A 17,026-nucleotide genomic window follows, 5' to 3' on the forward strand; every position below is an offset into this window, starting at 1 on the left:
AGCAGGCGAGCTTTTATCAGGTATTTCAAGGAGGAAACCTGATGGCCCGCTTGCCCCGTCTTTATCTGCCTGGTCGCGCAGCATGTTATTAGCTCCGCCCCGATATTTCCTTTAATGTCGCTGACGCTATTTAGTCTCTAACTCTGTTATCCCAAAGTCGGCGGGCGTTATCCAGTAATCCGGATTATTGATATCGTGAAACTTCATGGTTGGGTTGGGTATGCTCAGATAGAGTTTCGGTTTACCGTTTTGCAGCGGAAAAATTGATTTTGTTAGTGGATGCTGGCGCATTAAGCCGCTGATTTGCCCCTGTTGTGCTGCCATTACCATACCTTGTTGCAGTTTTGCTGCTAACTCCGGGGCTGATTTCGACACATAAAAGAACACAGCGAAAGGGTAGTGCAACATAATATCGTCAAAACGCATCAACTGCGGGTAGGCCGCGCTTCTTTGCTCAAGCTCCAGTAACACATCGTGGTAGCCGCGCGGAAAATAATCACACCTACCCAGCGCAACCATTTTAAACAGCGCTTCATAATTTACAGAGGTGGTAACCTGCAGACCTGCCTGGCTCAAAATAGCCGTATCTTCCCAGTGCTGGCCCTGACATGCCACTTTATTGCTAAGGGTTCTCAGTGAGTTAATTCTGCTAAAATCGGCCAGCTGATCTTTGGATATAATGAATTTTCGAAAGCCAATCAGGCCGCGGGTAGTTGGTACTTCAATAGGTATTAAATCTTCGGCTAATGATTGTTCAGCTCCTAACCAATAGACATTTATTAAGGTGCCTTTTTTTAATTCGATTTTAGCTCTGCCCTCGGACAGGGCCGGGATCTGCTGAATCACGACTTTGCTAAGATCGACATCTGCATTGGTAAGTGCAATGTCTAATAGCCGCATGTGATAATCGTGGGAAATGTCGAACTCTGAGCGTGGTCCGGGTACGGTAATTGCCAGCTCGGTTGCCGCGGCTAATTGCAGATGACAGCAAAGGGTTAGCCAGCACAAAATCCGGACTGTTCGATTCATAAAAAATTTCCTGCTGGCGCCGTCAATTACTCTTATAGTTGAAAAGGTTGCTGCAGAGCAAGCAAAGTCTGCCGAATTTTAGGGGCTGGGAGCCACCACGCTTAATATTGCGGCAGCAAGGAGTCGAGAATTTGCTGATACTGGCCAGACGCTCTTAATTGCTGCAACCCCAGATTAAAGCGCTCTATCCGCTGCTGATTGGCCGGGTCTTTTTTGGATAACACCAAATACATCGGCCGTTGTTCCAGTGCCGGGGTTAACCAGTCTAGTTGTTGGCGATGTTGTGGCAGCTTATTTTCCAGTAAATATAAAGCATTAAGCAAGTCAGCCGGCACTAAATCTACCCGTTGCAACGCCAGCATGGCAAGCGCCTGCTGGTCGGTGGCGACCTGGATAGTTTTGATACCGCTTTCCATTAATCCGGCCGGTTGCGCATAACCCTGAACCACACCCAGCCGCCGCTGTTGTCTGGCAAGATCAAGAAAATTCTGATAACTGATTTTGTCATTTTTACGCTTAAAAAAAACAATCTGGTTAGCGTATAACTGCTGGGAAAAATAGAAATGCTCGGCTCGCTTATCGCTGTACCAGGCAGCGACCAAACCGCTGTAATTGCCTTGCTGGCTTTCATATAAAGCCCGGGCGAAAGGTAAGAACTCTATTTCCAGCTGCACGCCTTGCAATGCAAAGGCCTGGCGGATAATTTCGATAGTGGCTCCTTGCTGGGCCAGTTGCTCGCCATAATGCGGATAATAATTACTACTGGCCAGCCGGATAACTTCGGCTCTGGCACCGGCGGCAACCATCAGGGGTACCAGCAAAAAAACCAGCAAAAGCCTGCAAAACATCACCATTAAACACTCTTAATTACTGAATATAATTAGAGTGTTACATAGATATTTGCCAAAATAAGCGGCTGTTTTAATAAATCAATACAATATCAATTATTTATCAGATTAAAAAAGGGACACCCTGTCGAAGCGGCATCCCATCCAGGAACGGTAATGGGTTGTGGGGTTATTCTTGCTCGAGGAATGAACGGATGTTGTCGGCTACCGCAGTAATGCCGACTACGCCATCCAGGTGACCCCAGATACCCGGTATTTCAGCATATTCCACTTGTTTGCCGGCGGCGCGCATAGCTTCGACGCTGGCCTGAGCCATCTCAGGCAGTAATAATTGATCGCCGGTGGCTGGCAGAAACAGGGTTTTGGCCTGCACCCGGCTAAGGGCCTGCTGCCAGTTATCGCCCATACCGGCCCGGTATAATTGGGAGGCACGCACCAGGTATAAAATATGGTTAGCATCCTGCATCTGAGCACGCAGTTTAGCGTGAGCCATTAACTGGTCCCAGGCAGAAAAACTGGCCAGAATATCCTGATGTGGTGCTTTATCGGTTGCCGGCGCCGGATAGCGCATATTAAAGCCGGTGGGGTAGACCGCGTCCTGAATAATATAAGCCAATGCCGTGGTTAACCCCTGCTCTGGCTGGCCATGCTGATAATAATCACCGCCATGCCAGGCCGGGTCTTGTTTAATCGGGTAGGCCCAGCGTTCTAAACGCACTGCTGCCCAGGCATCAATATAAGCAGTGCCTATGACTGGTATTAACCGCTTAACCCGCTGTGGGTAGCGGCTGGCCCATTCAATTGCCTGAAACGAACCCATTGAACCGCCGATTACCGCATGCAGCTTGTCAATACCCAGGCTGTCGAGCAGCGCTTTTTGTACCTCAACAAAATCGCCGATGGTTACCACCGGAAAAGTTAAACCATAAGGCTTGCCGGTTGCCGGGTTTATGGTAGCCGGGCCGGTAGTAATGACATTGGGATCAAACACATTGGCATTAACCAGAGTGTCGACACTCAGCACATAATATTTGTTGGTATCAATGGCTTTACCGGGGCCGATAATAGCATCCCAGTAACCGGGTGCAGCGTCAGCTGCCTGATATTTACCGGCTGCATGCGAGCTGCCTGAGAAAAAGTGGGTAACCAGAATGACATTCGATTTATCATCATTAAGTTTGCCATAGGCTTCCCAGCCGACTTTGACCGGGCTGATTATTGCACCATTTTCTGTTTTAAAATGCTCAATTTCAAAAGCCTGCTTATTTACCAGCATGGCCTGGCTGTCACAGCCAGCGAGCAACAACGTCAGTAATAAAAATGTACTGAATAGTTTCATTCTTTAATCCTTAAAACCATTGAAACAACACGATGGCCAGCACTACACCCAGCACTGGCATCAGCACACTTACCACCGCCATCGGCCAGTAAGCGTTCTGATGGGTTTCACCACAGATAGCACGAATAGTGGTTACCACGTAGCCATTATGCGGCAGAGAGTCGAGTGCACCTGATGAAATAGCAACTACCCGGTGCAGCTGTTCGGCATCGACGCCGCGATCCAGATAGGTAGGGGCAATTTCCGGCAGGGCAATCGCCTGACCACCCGAAGCAGAGCCCGTTAAACCGGCAATAGCACTGACGGCTACTGCTGCGCCGACTAATTCAGGGCCGGGTAGATGAGTCATATAATCAACTACGCTGCTAAAGGCCGGGGTTAATTTGGCCACGCTGCCAAAGCCAACCACCGCCGCGGTATTACCAATAGCCAGTAAAGCGCCCAGCACACCTTCATTGGTGGCGGCGGCCGGATTAACCAGAAAGCGGAAATTCAGCAGATATAAGCTGACCACGCCCCCCGCCAGCGCAATGATTAATGCTGCTTGTTGCAAAGCATCGTGCAGTAAAAATGAGGTAACCAGCACCACCAGCAATGGAATTAACCCGGTTATCCAATGGGGTAGTGGCTTATCGGTCAGAGTCGGGTCACTGGCGCGCTGAATAAACTGCTCGCCATTTTTCACCGCATTTTTAATCATCCACATCAGGCTGAAGTAACCGCCGACCGCCATAAACAACGCCACCACTATACTGACCTGCCAGCCAGCATAAGGAGTGGTGCCAAGGTAAGCAATTGGGATCCAGTTCTGGATTTCCGGCGAGCCGGCTGATGTCATGGTAAAAGTTACCGAACCCAGCGCTAACGCGGCCGGAATAAAACGCCGGGGTAAATTGGCGCCTTTAAACAAGCTGACCGCCATCGGGTAGGCGGAAAAAGCCACCACAAACAAACTTACTCCACCATAGGTTAATACTGCACAGGCCAGCACGATGGCAAGTACCGCCCGGGTATGGCCCAGCCGCTTAACAATCGCCAGCGCCACCGCGTCGGCTGCACCGGTGTGTTCCATCAGTTTTCCAAAGATAGAACCCAGCAGAAACATCAGAAACCAGGCGGCAACAAACCCGGCGAAACCATTCATATAGCCATGAACAAAATCAATTTTATCAGCAACTTGCCAAAATGGTATACCATTGGTGACCGCAACGAGCAGGGCGCACAACGGTGCTGTGATAAATAAATTAAAACCGCGCATGGTGAACACGATCAGCAGACCTAAACCCAGTAGCAAGCCAAAGATACTTAACATCGGCAAATCCTTGTTATCATTTTCAGCTAGTCTGATACAGCTTGGCGATTGTCACCATAGTACTAAGGTACAGGTTAAAAATTCTGCGTTTAGGCCTACAGTAACACCACTGGTTAGTACCACATTTTGCAATCAATCAGCAGGAGAGCCAAAGATGGCCAATAACTATAACAATGATGCACAGCACAAGTTTACCCGTTCGGCCCTTAAACCCAGCCTGTTAGCATTGGCTATCAGCAGCTATCTGGCGGTGCCGGCGATGGCACAGCAACAGGACGGAGCTGAAGCTGAATTAAAACTGGAACGTATTGAAGTTACTGCCCGTCGCACAGTGGAAAGCCTGCAAGAAGTGCCGGTGGCGGTTACTTCGATAGGTGCTACTGATATTGCAGAGCGCGGTTTGGCCTCAGTAGTTGAAATACAGCAGTTTTCGCCAAATACCACCTTGCAGGCCAGTCGGGGTACCAACTCTACTCTGACTGCATTTATCCGTGGTGTCGGCCAGGAAGACCCATTGTGGGGTTATGAGCCGGGCGTCGGTATCTATATTGATGATGTCTATGTGGCCCGGCCACAAGGTGCAGTGCTGGATATCCTGAACGTTGAACGGATTGAAGTGCTACGCGGCCCCCAGGGTACCCTGTATGGTAAAAATACCATTGGCGGTGCCTTGAAGTATGTTACCCGCGAGATGACCGGTGATACTGAGTTTTCGGTAAGCGGCACCGTCGGTAGTTATAATCAGCGGGATGTAAAAGTTACGGGGCAGATCCCACTGATTGCCAATACCCTTTACCTGGGCGTGGGTTATGCTAATTTACAACGTGACGGCTACGGTAATTTTCTGACCTCGGCCTTGCCCGGCCAGGACGGTGAGAATTACAACAAAGACTTACAGGCACTGCGTCTGACCCTGGAATACCGGCCGCAGGATAATTTATTTTTCCGGCTTAACTACGATAAAACAGAAGACGATTCCAACGCCAAAGGCGGCTACCGGTTACTGCCCAGTTTGTTAACCGATGCGCCGGTGCCAGACAGCGTCTACGATTCATACACCAGTATGCCTACCGGGAATAAAGTTGAGACGGATGGCATCAGTTTAACTGCTTCATGGGATATCAACGATAACTATACTCTGAAGTCGATAACTTCGAAGCGGACCAGTTATTCGCCAACCAACATCGATTTTGACAATACCTCGCTGAAAATTTTTGATGTACCGGCAATTTATGATGATGAAAGTTTTACCCAGGAACTGCAGTTAAATTATCAGACTGACGGTTTTAAAATGGTCTCAGGTTTGTACTACTACACTTCTGATTCTTGCGGCGTATTCGATGCTGTTTTGGAAGTTTTAGGCCAATCGTTGGGTTTGCCGGGTTTGACCCGCGAGGTGGGTGGTTGCAGTAACGGCGACAGCACCGCGGCCTATGCTCAGGGCAGTTATGACTTAAATGACAAATGGTCAGTTACCGCTGGTTTACGCTACACCAAAGATGAAAAAGAGGCCACAGTGCGCAATGGTTTGATTTTCGCTACGGTGTATCCTGAGTCAGGTTGGATCCCAGGCTATGTGCGGCCAGATGGCTTAACCACGCCAGTGGTGCTGGATGACAACGAAAGCTGGACCAAGCTGACACCAAAAATTGGGGTCGAATATCAGCACAGCAGCGATATGATGCTGTTCGCCAGCTTTAGCCAGGGCTTTAAATCCGGTACCTTTAACCCGCGGGCAACCGTTGCCGAGCCGGCAGCAGATCCTGAAACGGTTAATTCATATGAAATTGGTATTAAGAGTGACTGGAACGATAATCTGCGGGTAAACGCTACCTTATTTATGCTGGACCATAAAGATCGCCAGTACATCTCAGTTATTCCGGACCCTGACGATGCTTCGGCGCTGAACCAGCGCCTGGGTAATATAGGCCGCTCAGAAGCGACTGGTGCAGAACTGGAAGTGGTGTGGTTAGCCAGCCGCAATCTGAATATCTATGCCAACGTTGGTTTGATCGACGCTAAGTTTAAAGAAGCGCTCACTTTTGACCCGGTTGCAGGTGCAGTCGATATTTCTGATCGTTTTACCATCACCAATACGCTGGAAACCACCGCTACAGTGGGCTTTAGTTACGATATGATTACCGATATTGGTGATATCGTCTTTAATGGTAACTATGCTTATCGCAGTGACTATGATCTGGTGGAGCTGGACAACCTGTTATCGCAGGATGCTTATGGCTTGCTGAATCTGGGTGTGACCTGGCTGAGCAAGGATGGCCAGTGGCGGGTGGGCTTACATGGTAAGAACCTGACCGATGAGCAGTACTTAATCGGTAACTATGCCTTTATCGCACCAGATCCAGCTAATCCGGGTGGTTTTATTCCGGGCTTAGGTGGTGATAATACCCTGATTGGTTATTATGGTGCGCCACGTGAAATCAGCTTAACGGTAGCCTACCGCTTCTGATAAGCTAAAAACCTTGCCGGGGCGTAAGCCCCGGTTCATTATAGTGGGCCCGAGTGCTCAGAAGTAAACGTTATGATAGCTATCATCGCCGATGATCATCCTTTATTCCGGGTTGCCTTAGCCCAGGCCTCTTCAGCCATACTAGGCAGCGAAGCTTTGTTACTGCAGGCTCAGACTATGGAACAAATCTGGCCATTACTGCGCCAGCACCCTGATACCCACTTTATATTTCTTGATTTAAAAATGCCGGGCTCTGACGGTTTTACCGGCCTGAGTGCGCTTCGCACTGAATACCCTGACGTACCGGTGATTATGGTGTCAGCTGAAGAAGACCCGGTCATTATTAAGCAGGCGTTGACGTTAGGTGCTGCCGCCTATATTCCTAAGTCAGTGCCATTAGAACTGTTATCTGATGCTATCAGCACCGTATTAAATGGTGACACCTGGCTACCGCCTGGCCTTGCAGACGATGTTAAAAATGCTAAGCCACTTATCGACAACGATTTTGCCCAGCGGTTAGAGCAGCTGACCCCCCAGCAGTTTCGTGTATTAAAAATGATTGCCGATGGTTTGCTGAATAAACAAATTGCCTACGAAATGAACGTGCAGGAAACCACCATTAAGCAGCATGTATCGGCTATTTTGCGCAAGCTTAACGTCAATAATCGTACATTAGCCGGTATTATGTTCGAAAAGTTGCGCTTGCCTGCTTAAGTAACCAGTGCCATCTGGGGTTGCTGGTTAGTTTTCATATTTTGACGCTGGATCGCCGCGCCCCCACCATGCTGCAGCATGCTTTTAATGGTATCTGCCACCAGTGCTACCTGATGTTGCTGCAACAATGGCATTAGCTTATCCAGCATCCGATGCCAAAACACTGTGACGGCCTCGGCGGCGTCTTTATGCTGAAGAGTTGCAGCTAATCCTCGCCTTGCTGCCTGCCAACGATCTTCACGTAGCAACCAGTCATCGCCATGATCAGGCTGCTGGCCGTTTGCAAGCTGTTGTGCCAGCCAGATGGCAATAGCGGCAGTGAGAACCGCCAGGGCGGCGGCGTCTTCCGGCGCAGTTTGCATATCACATATACGAACCTCAATAGTATTGTATAGCGGATGCAGCCTGGCGTCGGTCCAGATACTGGCCGCTTTATGAATACAGCCGCGTTGCAGTAATTCTTGGATCCGGGCCTGCTCGGCCTGTACCGAACGGATGAGTGGTGGTGTGCCGGTGCGTGGCATCAGCAGAAATTGCATGGCACGGTAAGAGCATAAGCCGGTATCGCGGCCACGATAAAACGGTGAGTTAGCACTTAACGCCAGCAGCGGTGCCAGGTAAGGCCGCAATCCATTAAACACCTGCACCAGCAAGCTGTTATCGCTGATACCGATATGGGTGTGCATGCCAAATAAGGTTAGCGCCTTTACCGTATCCTGATATTCATCAACTACTGCCTGATAGTCCGGGGTCATTTGCAGCGCGGGCCAGTCCAGGCTGGGGTGGGTACCGCCACAGTAAAGCTCCAGCTGCATGCTTTGGCTAACCCGCGCCAGAAACGCGCGCGATTGCAGAATATGCTGATGCAAACTTTGCAGACTAAAACAAACCGGCGTGGCATGCTCCAGCATGCCCTGATGAGCCTCGTGCGACCATTGTCCGGCCGGGCAGTCTGGCTCTGCCCGCAATTGGTTAAGCGGCATAACAAAGGGCTGCTTATTCGCCAGCAGTAAAAACTCTTCCTCATTACCAAAAGTGAATTGTACGCTCATGTGCTGCCGGTCCTTGCCTGAGGCGGAGAGAGTTGTGGGGAAAGTGAGAGTGAGTTGTGTTTGCGGCCAAACAGATATAGCGCCAGAAACAACGTTGCCATTAATAGCAGGCTGATACTGAGCAGGGCAAAGGCGCCATTAAAAGCCCAGATACTGCTGTGCTGACTAAGCTGCTCTGTCAGCTGAGATGCTGTTGGATCCTTTTGCTGGTGGTTACTCAGTGCCATTGTATGCTGATTAAACAACAGCAGACTTTGTTGAAAAAATACCACTTTATAATGTTCGACATAGGTAACCAGCCCTGCCACGCCAACCGCGCCGCCCAGATTCCGGGCAACGTTAAACAAAATAGCAGCAGAAGGCGCGTCCTGATCAGACACCACCTGCATTGATAGCAGAGTAAGTGGCATAATAAGTAATGGTACGGCAACAACACGAATTAGCTGGGGCCAGAGAAATTGCTCACCGGCAAAGTCTGTGGTCATCTGACTGCATAATGCAGTGCTGACTGCACACAGCAAAGCACCTGCTACGATAGCCAGCCAGGGGTTTAGCCGCGGTGCATACTTAATCATCAGTGGTAACATCAGTAGTTGTGGCACTGCTGCCATTAAAATAACCTGCGCTACCTGCGCCGGGCTGTAACTGTGCACTGAGATCAGGTAATAAGGGATCAGGTAAACAAAGCCGTAAATAACGATACCGGCCATAAAGCTGGCCAGGCAGATTAATGCAAAGCGGAACGAGGCCAGCAAGCGCACATTTAATACAGGCTGGCGCAGCTGAGTTTGCAGATAGCAAATGTAAATCAGGCCGACAAAACCACATACCAGGCTGAAGCGAATCGTTTGGTCGCTAAGCCATTCACGTTCAACACCGTGCTCCAGCGCAAACACCAGGCTACCCAGCGACAGTGAGAGTAAGCCTATGCCAAAGGCATCCAGAAAGTTGTTACGGTGCTCTGTCACCTGGCCATGGTTGTTTGGTCCGGGCAGTGCGAAGAGCAGGCCGGTTAACGCTGCCATCCCAAGTGGAATGTTAATATAAAATAACCAGGGATAGTCGGCGGCGCTAAGTAAGCCGGCAAAGGAGGGGCCGGCGACCGGTGCCAGTGAGGCAAACACAGAAAATACCCCGAAGGCAGCAGCATGTTGCTGCTGCGGCAGGAGCAACTTAATAGAGGTATGAACCAGCGGCAGCAAAATGCCGCCAAAGGCACCCTGCACAATACGACTGGCAATTAAGGTATTAAGGCTGTTGGCATGAGCACAGGCAATGGATGCCAGCATAAAACCACACAACACCAGCACGACCAGCCGTTTCAGGCCAAGGCGGCGCATCAGCAATGGCATCAGCGGCATAGCGGCAATTTCGGCAATAATGTAGCTGGAGGTGATTAAGGTCATTTCACGCAGCGTCGCCCCTATCCGGGCTTGCAACAGTTCAGTAGCTGTATTGGTAATATTAATACCGGCCAGCGCCATAAAGGCACCCAGCATAATGGCAACAGCAGCAATACTCTGACGGGATAGTTGCATCGGCAGTTAATCAGCTCTGGTCAGAGTAACCCGGGCTGATAAGCCCGGGCGCAGCACGGGCAATTCGCTGTCGCTAAGCCGGATCCGCACCGGTACCCGTTGTTCAATCCGAATAAAATTTCCCGATGTATAGTTAGGGCTGATTAAACTGAGTTTAGCGCCGGCCAGTGGTGAGGCCGCAATCACTTCGCCGGCAAAGCGTTGCTCAGGAAAAGCGTCGATCCGCACTTCGGCGCGTTGGCCCGGCGTGATGCCGGCGATAACACTTTCTTTGAAATAGGCTTCAATCCAGATCGCCTCTGTGGGCACCAGTGTGGCAATATTATCGCCGGCGTTAACCAGTTCGCCGGCCTGAACGCTAATGCTGGATAAAGTACCGCTGGCTGGCGCTAACAGTCGGAACTGGCTGATCCGTCTGCTGCTGTCTTGTTGGGCCAGGCTGTTTTTTGCCAGGTCCTGCTGCAGAATGGCAGCCTGCAGTTGCCATTGCTGTTGTTGCAATGTCAGGCCCTGTCGCTGCCCCTGCAGCTTTTGTTGCACTATATTGGCCCGTTGCACGCGATGCGAGGCTTGCTGCAAGTCGCGCTGCTGCACCAGACCTTGTTGCTGCAGTTGCTGCTGGCGATATAAATCGGCTTCCGCCAGCTCGAGTTCTGATTGGGCCAGGGCAATATCAAACTTTAACTGCTGCAGCTGATGGCGGATTATCGCCTGTTGGTTGGCATTGGCATCCAGTTGCTGTTGCCATTGCAACTGCTCAGCCTGCAGCTTGGCTAACTGGTGTTGCTCGGTGGCATCGTCCAGTTGCAGCAAGGGCTGGCCGGCTGCGATCTGGCTCAGTTCCAGCGCGTAACGTGCCAACACTATGCCGCTTTGCTGAGCTTTAATATACAACAGATCGGCTTCAACATAAGCCATGTCAGTGCGAAGCGTGCGGCGCCATTGTTGCTCCCACAGGGCATAACCACTTAACATCAGGCTTGCCAGCAGCGTTGGCAGTAGCCACCATTTTATGCGCATACTTTCTCCCCAGCTTCCCCAGCTTCCCCAGCTTCCTGAGCACACAGTGCTACAGTGGCACCGCCTGCTGTGTGCTGCTCGGTTTGCTGGTGGTTCATGCCGATGTAACCCCCGGCAGTTAAACGCGCCATCATTGCTACTGCCACCGGTTCTGCTGCGTTGTCTGGCCACAAGCTCATTACCCGGATCTCGGTTTTCAGCTGGTGCTGCTGCGGTGTGGTAACACAGGGCGCATAGTTTACTTTTTGTTGCAGCATATAAGCTGCAGATGGCAGGGACGCCAGATAGGCCACAGTGGGAGACAGCTCTACGCCGCGACCGGCAAAATCGAATAAGGGTTTACAAACATGGTCTGCCAGCAAGGTGTCAGGCGCCGGACTGTTAACAAGACTGACCGGCGGTAACCAGGGGCCTTGCATAAACAGCATGCTGGCTTTGGAGACAAAATAATACCAGTCCGGGTGGCCGAGCCAGCTAACGTCGGCATCGGTCAGCAATCGTCTGGCTTGCTGCGCAACGGCCTGAGGCAGGGCCGCCAAAATGAGCCGGTTGTATATTCGATTTACTTTGCGCTCACGGCCATCCAGCCGATAAAACAGCTGACGGCCTTTGCGGTACAAAGCACTAACACAGAGCGGCTGCACGCCAAGCTGAGCGGTTAAAATAAAGCTCATGGCGGTGCGCTGCACCAATGGCTGGTAGTCCAGCATAATTATTTCACCTGTTCCACCGGTATTGCCCGGGTTGCTGCTCTGTTCAGGGTGCAGCATTTGTTGCCAAAGCTGCTGGCGTTGGGCTAAGGTCAGCCCTGCCAATACAGTGGCGCCATACTGTTGTTCCAGAAAAAAGCTCATTGCCAGCATAGACGGAAAAGCCTGTAACTCAATCAGCTGCGGTACCAGTTGCTGTTGCTGGTTGCAGCAAAGCGCGAAGTCGACAGCAAAAAAGTGCGGCTTTGCCGGCGCGTTGCCCAGCAGGACATCTGATGGTAGCAAGGCTCTGACGCCAGCCAGGGTAGATTGCTGCATAGCCTGATTTATTACCGCAGCATTAGCGCTGAGCAAGCGGGTGCTAAGTTGTGGCGCCAATAGCAGCGGATAATCGGTCACCACATTGGTGCTGCTATGCTGCACCTGACGTTGCAATGCTGCCCGCGCGTCAGGCAGGTGGGGGGCGCTAACCAGGTTTAAATCCATTGCCATAACATTGATGGTAAAAATGTTGCAAATGTTATCTTATTTGGGACTAAAGTAAATTAGAGTTTCAGTTTATTTTTTATGTGCTTTATATGAATTTATGTTGTGTTCACATGATCAGCTGATGTCAGCGCAGTAGCCGGCTGAATAGCTTTTTCAAGGCGGCGGGTTTCAGGGGCTTTAACAAAAAGTAAAAACCGCTATTCAGGGCTTGTTCGCGGATATTCTGGTCATGATCAGCCGAATGAATAATAACCGGCACATTTATCGCAAAGTGGCTGGCCAGTTGCTCAGCCACTGCGACACCGGTAGCGGCGTTATCCAGATGGTAGTCAAACAAACATAAATCTGGTTTCAGCCCCTGGCGAATGGCTGTCAGGGCTTCAGCCGGCTGACTAACCGCCGTAACCTGACATTGCCAGCTGCTTAACAGCGCGCTAACGGCACTGAGCAGATGGGCTTCGTTGTCCAGCAACAAGACTTTCTTGCCGGCAAAGCTGGCACTGATTTCATTGCTGCTGGGCATACTCACCACAGCTGAAAGTGCCGGTGTTGTCGCTAACGGCAGCAACAGATTAAAACAACTGCCTTTACCCGGTACCGATTGCACGCTGAGTGTATGGCCCAGAATGTCACTTATCCGCAGCGCAATGGCCAGACCGAGGCCAAGGCCTTTTTGATCCGGTTGGCTGCCTTGCTGAAACTCTTCAAAAATGCGCTGTTGGTCCGCTTTGGCAATGCCTACTCCGGTATCCATAACCCTTATTTGTAAATGCTTTCCAGCTCTTTTTACCCCCAATACCACCCTGCCGGCATTGGTGTAACGCACGGCGTTGGCCAGCAGGTTCTGGATAACCCGTTTCACCAGCTTGCGGTCGGTGCTGACACTAAGCTTACTGCTGTAGATCCGAAACTGCAGGCCTTTCTCAGCAGCCAGTGCTGCCGCATCGCGGCCAATATCATCCAGCAGCTGGCTGACCGCAACTGTCTGCGGGTAGGCTTTAATGACGCCGGAATCAAGCTTGGTTAAATCCAGAATAGCGGTAAGCAGCTCCTCGGCAGAATTAAGCGAGTTCGTCAGGTTGACACTCAGCTGACGTAGTTCAGGCGTGGTGCTTTGCTGGCGTAGTAAGCCTGCAAATAATGCCGCAGCATTGAAAGGCTGCATCAGGTCATGACTGGCGGCCGCAAAAAACCGGGTTTTGGCGGCGGTGCTGGCTTCCAGCTGCTGCTGGGTTAGCTGCAATTGCTGATTGAGCTGCTGTAATTCATAAGTACGCTCGCTGACCCGTTGTTCCAGCAGGGTATTGCTTTGCTCCAGCTCAGTTTGCACGGCAATAAAAGAGCTGACATCGGTATACGTGGTGACAAAACCGCCGCCGGGTAACGGGTTACCCTGCATCTCCAGCACCCGGCCATCTTGCTGCTGGCGCTGGAACTTATAACTGCTGCCCTGGCGCAGAAAGCTTAGCCGTTTGCTGACTTCAGCCTCAATGTTTTCACTGTCAATCAGGCCACGCTGCAGGTTAAAGCGAATGACGTCGGCGACCGGTTTACCTACTTCAACCATGCCCGGCGGATAGCTGAACATGTCTATATAGCGCTGATTCCAGGCAATCAGCCGTAAATCGGCATCGACTACGCTTATGCCCTGGCTGATATTATCAATAGTCGAGAGCAGCAGTGCCTGGTTAAACTGAAATACCTGACTGGCTTCGTCCACAAAACGTTCAATGGTTTCCATTGGTAACTGGGCATGCCGGCCGGCGGCATCCATAATTAACCGCATAGAGGCGCCACCAACCACGGCAGCCAGACTGCGCTCAGCGGCTTGTACCAGATTAAGCGGCGCCAGTTGGTTCTGGGCAGGAGCGGGGTCTTTTAGATTACGCAGCAGCAGGCGTCGTGCTTCTTTTTCACCGGCAAAGCGCTTTACCAGCAGATAGCAATCCTGCACGCTTAGCTGCGAGCTGCGACGACTATGGTCGCTACTCAGCTGAGCTCTTAAGAAACGGCCACTTTCCAGCCATTCACTTATCCGGGTATTACTAAACTGACTTACCAGCAACACCATCAGGCAGTTTACCGATAAACTCAGCAATACCCCTAAACTTAACGGGTCTGCCTGCCAGCCAAACAACTGCTGTGGGGCCAGCCATGACATGCCAAAGGGCCCCTGGCTCAGCCAGTTTGAGCCCATTAAACCCGCCCGGCTGATTTCCGGCAGTAACAAAATATAAGCCCAGACTATCGCACCGCTGAGCACCCCGGCGATAGCGCCCTGGCGGTTGACCTTGCGTGACAATAAACCAAGGATTAACGCCGGCGCCAGTTGCGCCACCAACGCAAACGCCATTAAACCCAGCTGGGCCAGGCCGGTTTCGGTACCAATAAAACGGTAGTACACAAAGCCCAGCGCCATAACGGTAAGCATGGCTGAGCGGCGCAATGTGGCCACTTTTACTTTATGCTGCAATGCTGGTTGCAGCTGGCTGCTGCGGTAAATAAAGGGCGCAAGTAGTTCGTTGGTGATCATAATGCCCAGCACCACCGTCGCGACCACTACCATACTGGTGGCGGCAGAAAAGCCGCCCAGATAGGCCAGCAGGGCAATGTCGGTGCGGTTGGCTGCCAGCGGTAACTGTAATACCACGACATCAATATTGACATCATTGCCCAGCAACATGACGCCGGCCAGCGCCAGCGGCAGGGTAAAAATACTCATTAACAGTAAATACAGCGGGAAAATCCAGCGGGCACTGCGCAGATGGCTTAGTTTTTGGTTTTCAACAAAACTGACATGAAACTGCCGCGGCAAGCAGAGTGTTGCAAAAAAACCGAGCAAGGCGTGCAGCCAGTACGCATGCATTGGCAGCGCTTGCTCGCGCAACTTACTGATTGCCGGGTCAACAGCGGCACTGTCAAAGATACTGGCAAAACCGTCGAACATGCCAAACACCACAAAACAGCCAATTGCCAGTAAAGCCAGTAATTTAATCAACGATTCAAAGGCAATAGCCGTCATCAGGCCGGGGTTTGGCTGATGCGCCCTGGCACTTTTGCTGACGAATAGCAGGGCAAATACCGCCATCCACAAGCTGACATAAAAACCGGTATCGGTGTACCAGTGCACACCTACCTCAGCTTGCACCAGGGTATTAATACTGGTAGACACAGCATGCAATTGCAGGGCGATGTAGGGAATCACCGCCATAATCAGGATCAGGGTAATTAATACTGCCAGCGAGCGGGAATGGCCAAAGCGGGTGGCAATAAAATCGGCAACTGAGGTAATGCGGTAGCGCCGGCAGGCGATGGCTATGCGGGCAATCAGTTTAAAACCAAACCAGAACAGAATAAAAGAGCCGATATAGGTGGGGGGGATCCACCAGCCGTTTACCGCAGCCTGAGCTGTTACCCCATAAAAGGCCCATGAGGTGCAGTAGATTGACAGGGCAAAGCTGAATACCCAGGGTGCCAGCGGATGCCGGGCCGTGATACGTCGGCCAAAGCGGCCAACACTGAATAAAATCAGCAGGTATACCAGTGAGATGGCGGCAATGGTGGCTAAACCAATGCCGCTGCCATTTTCAATCATCTGTTGCGGTGAGGTCATCTAATACTCGTTAGCCGATTGTGCCTCAGATAAAGGCGTAGTGCTAGCGGGCTGTCCAGCCACCGTCAAGGATCAGGGTTTGCGCTGTCATATGCCTGGCAGCATCCTGGCAAAGAAAGGCCGCCATTGCGGCAATTTCACTGACATCGATAAAGGCCTTTTGTGGCATTGGCGCCAGCATTATCTGTTCGATAACCTGTTGCTCTGTCAGGTTGTGCTCTTTGGCCTGAGCGGCAATTTGCTGCTCTACCAACGGCGTTTTAACGTATGCGGGGCAGATAGTATTAATAGTAAAGTTTTTATCGGCGTTTTCCAGCGCTACTACCTTACTAAAACCCAGCAAACCATGCTTAGCTGCAACATAGGCTGATTTAAATGGTGAGGCTATTACCGCATGAATAGAGCCGATGTTAATCACCCGGCCAAAGTTATTGCTGCGCATGGAGGGCAGCATGGCGCGGGTTAGCATGGCCGGCCCGGTTAGCATAACATTAAGCAGTAATGCCCATTTTTCCGGCGGAAAATCTTCCAGCCGTGCCACATGCTGAATACCCGCATTGTTAACCAGAATGTCTGCCGGAAAGCGTCTGGCGCAAGCGTCAATAGCTTGCTGATCAGTTACATCCAGCACACAATAATCAGCGGTAAACCCCTGACTGCTAAGCTCTGCAGTTTTTTGCTGTAACAGCTGCTGATTTAAATCAGCTAATACCACCTGGTAGCCGGCCTTGCCAAAATGGCTGGCGATAGCAAAACCAATACCGCCGGTACCTCCGGTAATAACAGCGCGCATAGGGTTTCTCCTAAAAATGTTAATAGCCTATGCTAGGCAGCGGGCAGGCCAATGGCAACGGTACTTTAGTGCTATGTGGCAGTGAAAGTGGGGGTTATTGAA

The 17,026-nt window shown here is 51.1% G+C and carries 12 protein-coding genes; 2 read left to right on the plus strand and 10 right to left on the minus strand.

Translation table 11 applies throughout. The features are described from left to right. Positions 1 to 126: 126 nt before the first annotated feature. From H141_RS19890 to H141_RS0105730, 4 genes are all read right to left on the minus strand, one after another. Positions 127 to 1,029, minus strand: a complete 903-nt coding sequence (locus tag H141_RS19890) for a hypothetical protein (RefSeq protein ID WP_019675287.1) — start codon at positions 1,027 to 1,029, stop codon at positions 127 to 129. Positions 1,030 to 1,130: 101 nt separating this feature from the next. Continuing rightward, positions 1,131 to 1,883 carry a substrate-binding periplasmic protein gene (locus tag H141_RS0105720; RefSeq protein ID WP_240473095.1) on the minus strand — a complete coding sequence of 251 codons (753 nt, stop codon included), beginning with the start codon at positions 1,881 to 1,883 and terminating at the stop codon, positions 1,131 to 1,133. Between the two features lie 163 nt (positions 1,884 to 2,046). Next, positions 2,047 to 3,216, minus strand: a complete 1,170-nt coding sequence (locus H141_RS0105725) for an E22 family MetX-like putative esterase (RefSeq protein ID WP_019675289.1) — start codon at positions 3,214 to 3,216, stop codon at positions 2,047 to 2,049. A 10-nt stretch (positions 3,217 to 3,226) separates the two neighbouring features. Continuing rightward, complete coding sequence (locus H141_RS0105730) at positions 3,227 to 4,528, minus strand: GntP family permease (RefSeq protein ID WP_019675290.1); 1,302 nt, start codon at positions 4,526 to 4,528, stop codon at positions 3,227 to 3,229. Positions 4,529 to 4,682: 154 nt separating this feature from the next. On the opposite strand from H141_RS0105730, the gene H141_RS0105735 reads away from it, so the two are divergent. Both H141_RS0105735 and H141_RS0105740 read left to right on the plus strand, forming a co-directional pair. After that, positions 4,683 to 6,995 (plus strand): TonB-dependent receptor, encoded by a 2,313-nt coding sequence (locus H141_RS0105735; RefSeq protein WP_019675291.1) that lies wholly within the window; start codon positions 4,683 to 4,685, stop codon positions 6,993 to 6,995. A 72-nt stretch (positions 6,996 to 7,067) separates the two neighbouring features. Then, the gene (locus H141_RS0105740; protein WP_019675292.1) at positions 7,068 to 7,709 is read left to right on the plus strand and encodes a response regulator; all 642 of its coding nucleotides are present in this window, start codon (positions 7,068 to 7,070) and stop codon (positions 7,707 to 7,709) included. Here the strand turns inward: H141_RS0105740 and H141_RS0105745 are convergent. From H141_RS0105745 to H141_RS0105770, 6 genes are all read right to left on the minus strand, one after another. Next, complete coding sequence (locus H141_RS0105745) at positions 7,706 to 8,761, minus strand: carboxylate-amine ligase (protein WP_019675293.1); 1,056 nt, start codon at positions 8,759 to 8,761, stop codon at positions 7,706 to 7,708. The genes H141_RS0105740 and H141_RS0105745 overlap by 4 nt on opposite strands. Beyond that, a complete protein-coding gene (locus H141_RS0105750) occupies positions 8,758 to 10,299 on the minus strand; it encodes a DHA2 family efflux MFS transporter permease subunit (RefSeq protein ID WP_019675294.1) in 1,542 nt (513 codons plus the stop codon). The genes H141_RS0105745 and H141_RS0105750 overlap by 4 nt, the downstream gene beginning before the upstream one ends. Before the next feature lie 6 nt (positions 10,300 to 10,305). Beyond that, positions 10,306 to 11,319, minus strand: a complete 1,014-nt coding sequence (locus H141_RS0105755; RefSeq protein ID WP_019675295.1) for an HlyD family secretion protein — start codon at positions 11,317 to 11,319, stop codon at positions 10,306 to 10,308. Beyond that, a complete protein-coding gene (locus H141_RS0105760; protein WP_019675296.1) occupies positions 11,310 to 12,515 on the minus strand; it encodes a hypothetical protein in 1,206 nt (401 codons plus the stop codon). Before H141_RS0105760 ends, H141_RS0105755 begins: the two co-directional genes overlap by 10 nt. Before the next feature lie 127 nt (positions 12,516 to 12,642). Further along, positions 12,643 to 16,131 (minus strand): PAS domain-containing hybrid sensor histidine kinase/response regulator, encoded by a 3,489-nt coding sequence (locus tag H141_RS0105765; protein WP_019675297.1) that lies wholly within the window; start codon positions 16,129 to 16,131, stop codon positions 12,643 to 12,645. Positions 16,132 to 16,174: 43 nt separating this feature from the next. Continuing rightward, positions 16,175 to 16,924, minus strand: coding sequence for a 3-hydroxybutyrate dehydrogenase (locus H141_RS0105770; RefSeq protein ID WP_019675298.1), 750 nt, complete (start codon positions 16,922 to 16,924; stop codon positions 16,175 to 16,177). Positions 16,925 to 17,026: the final 102 nt, after the last annotated feature.

Origin of the sequence: Arsukibacterium perlucidum DSM 18276, assembly GCF_000382165.1 — a bacterium.
Lineage (GTDB): Bacteria > Pseudomonadota > Gammaproteobacteria > Enterobacterales > Alteromonadaceae > Alishewanella > Alishewanella perlucidum.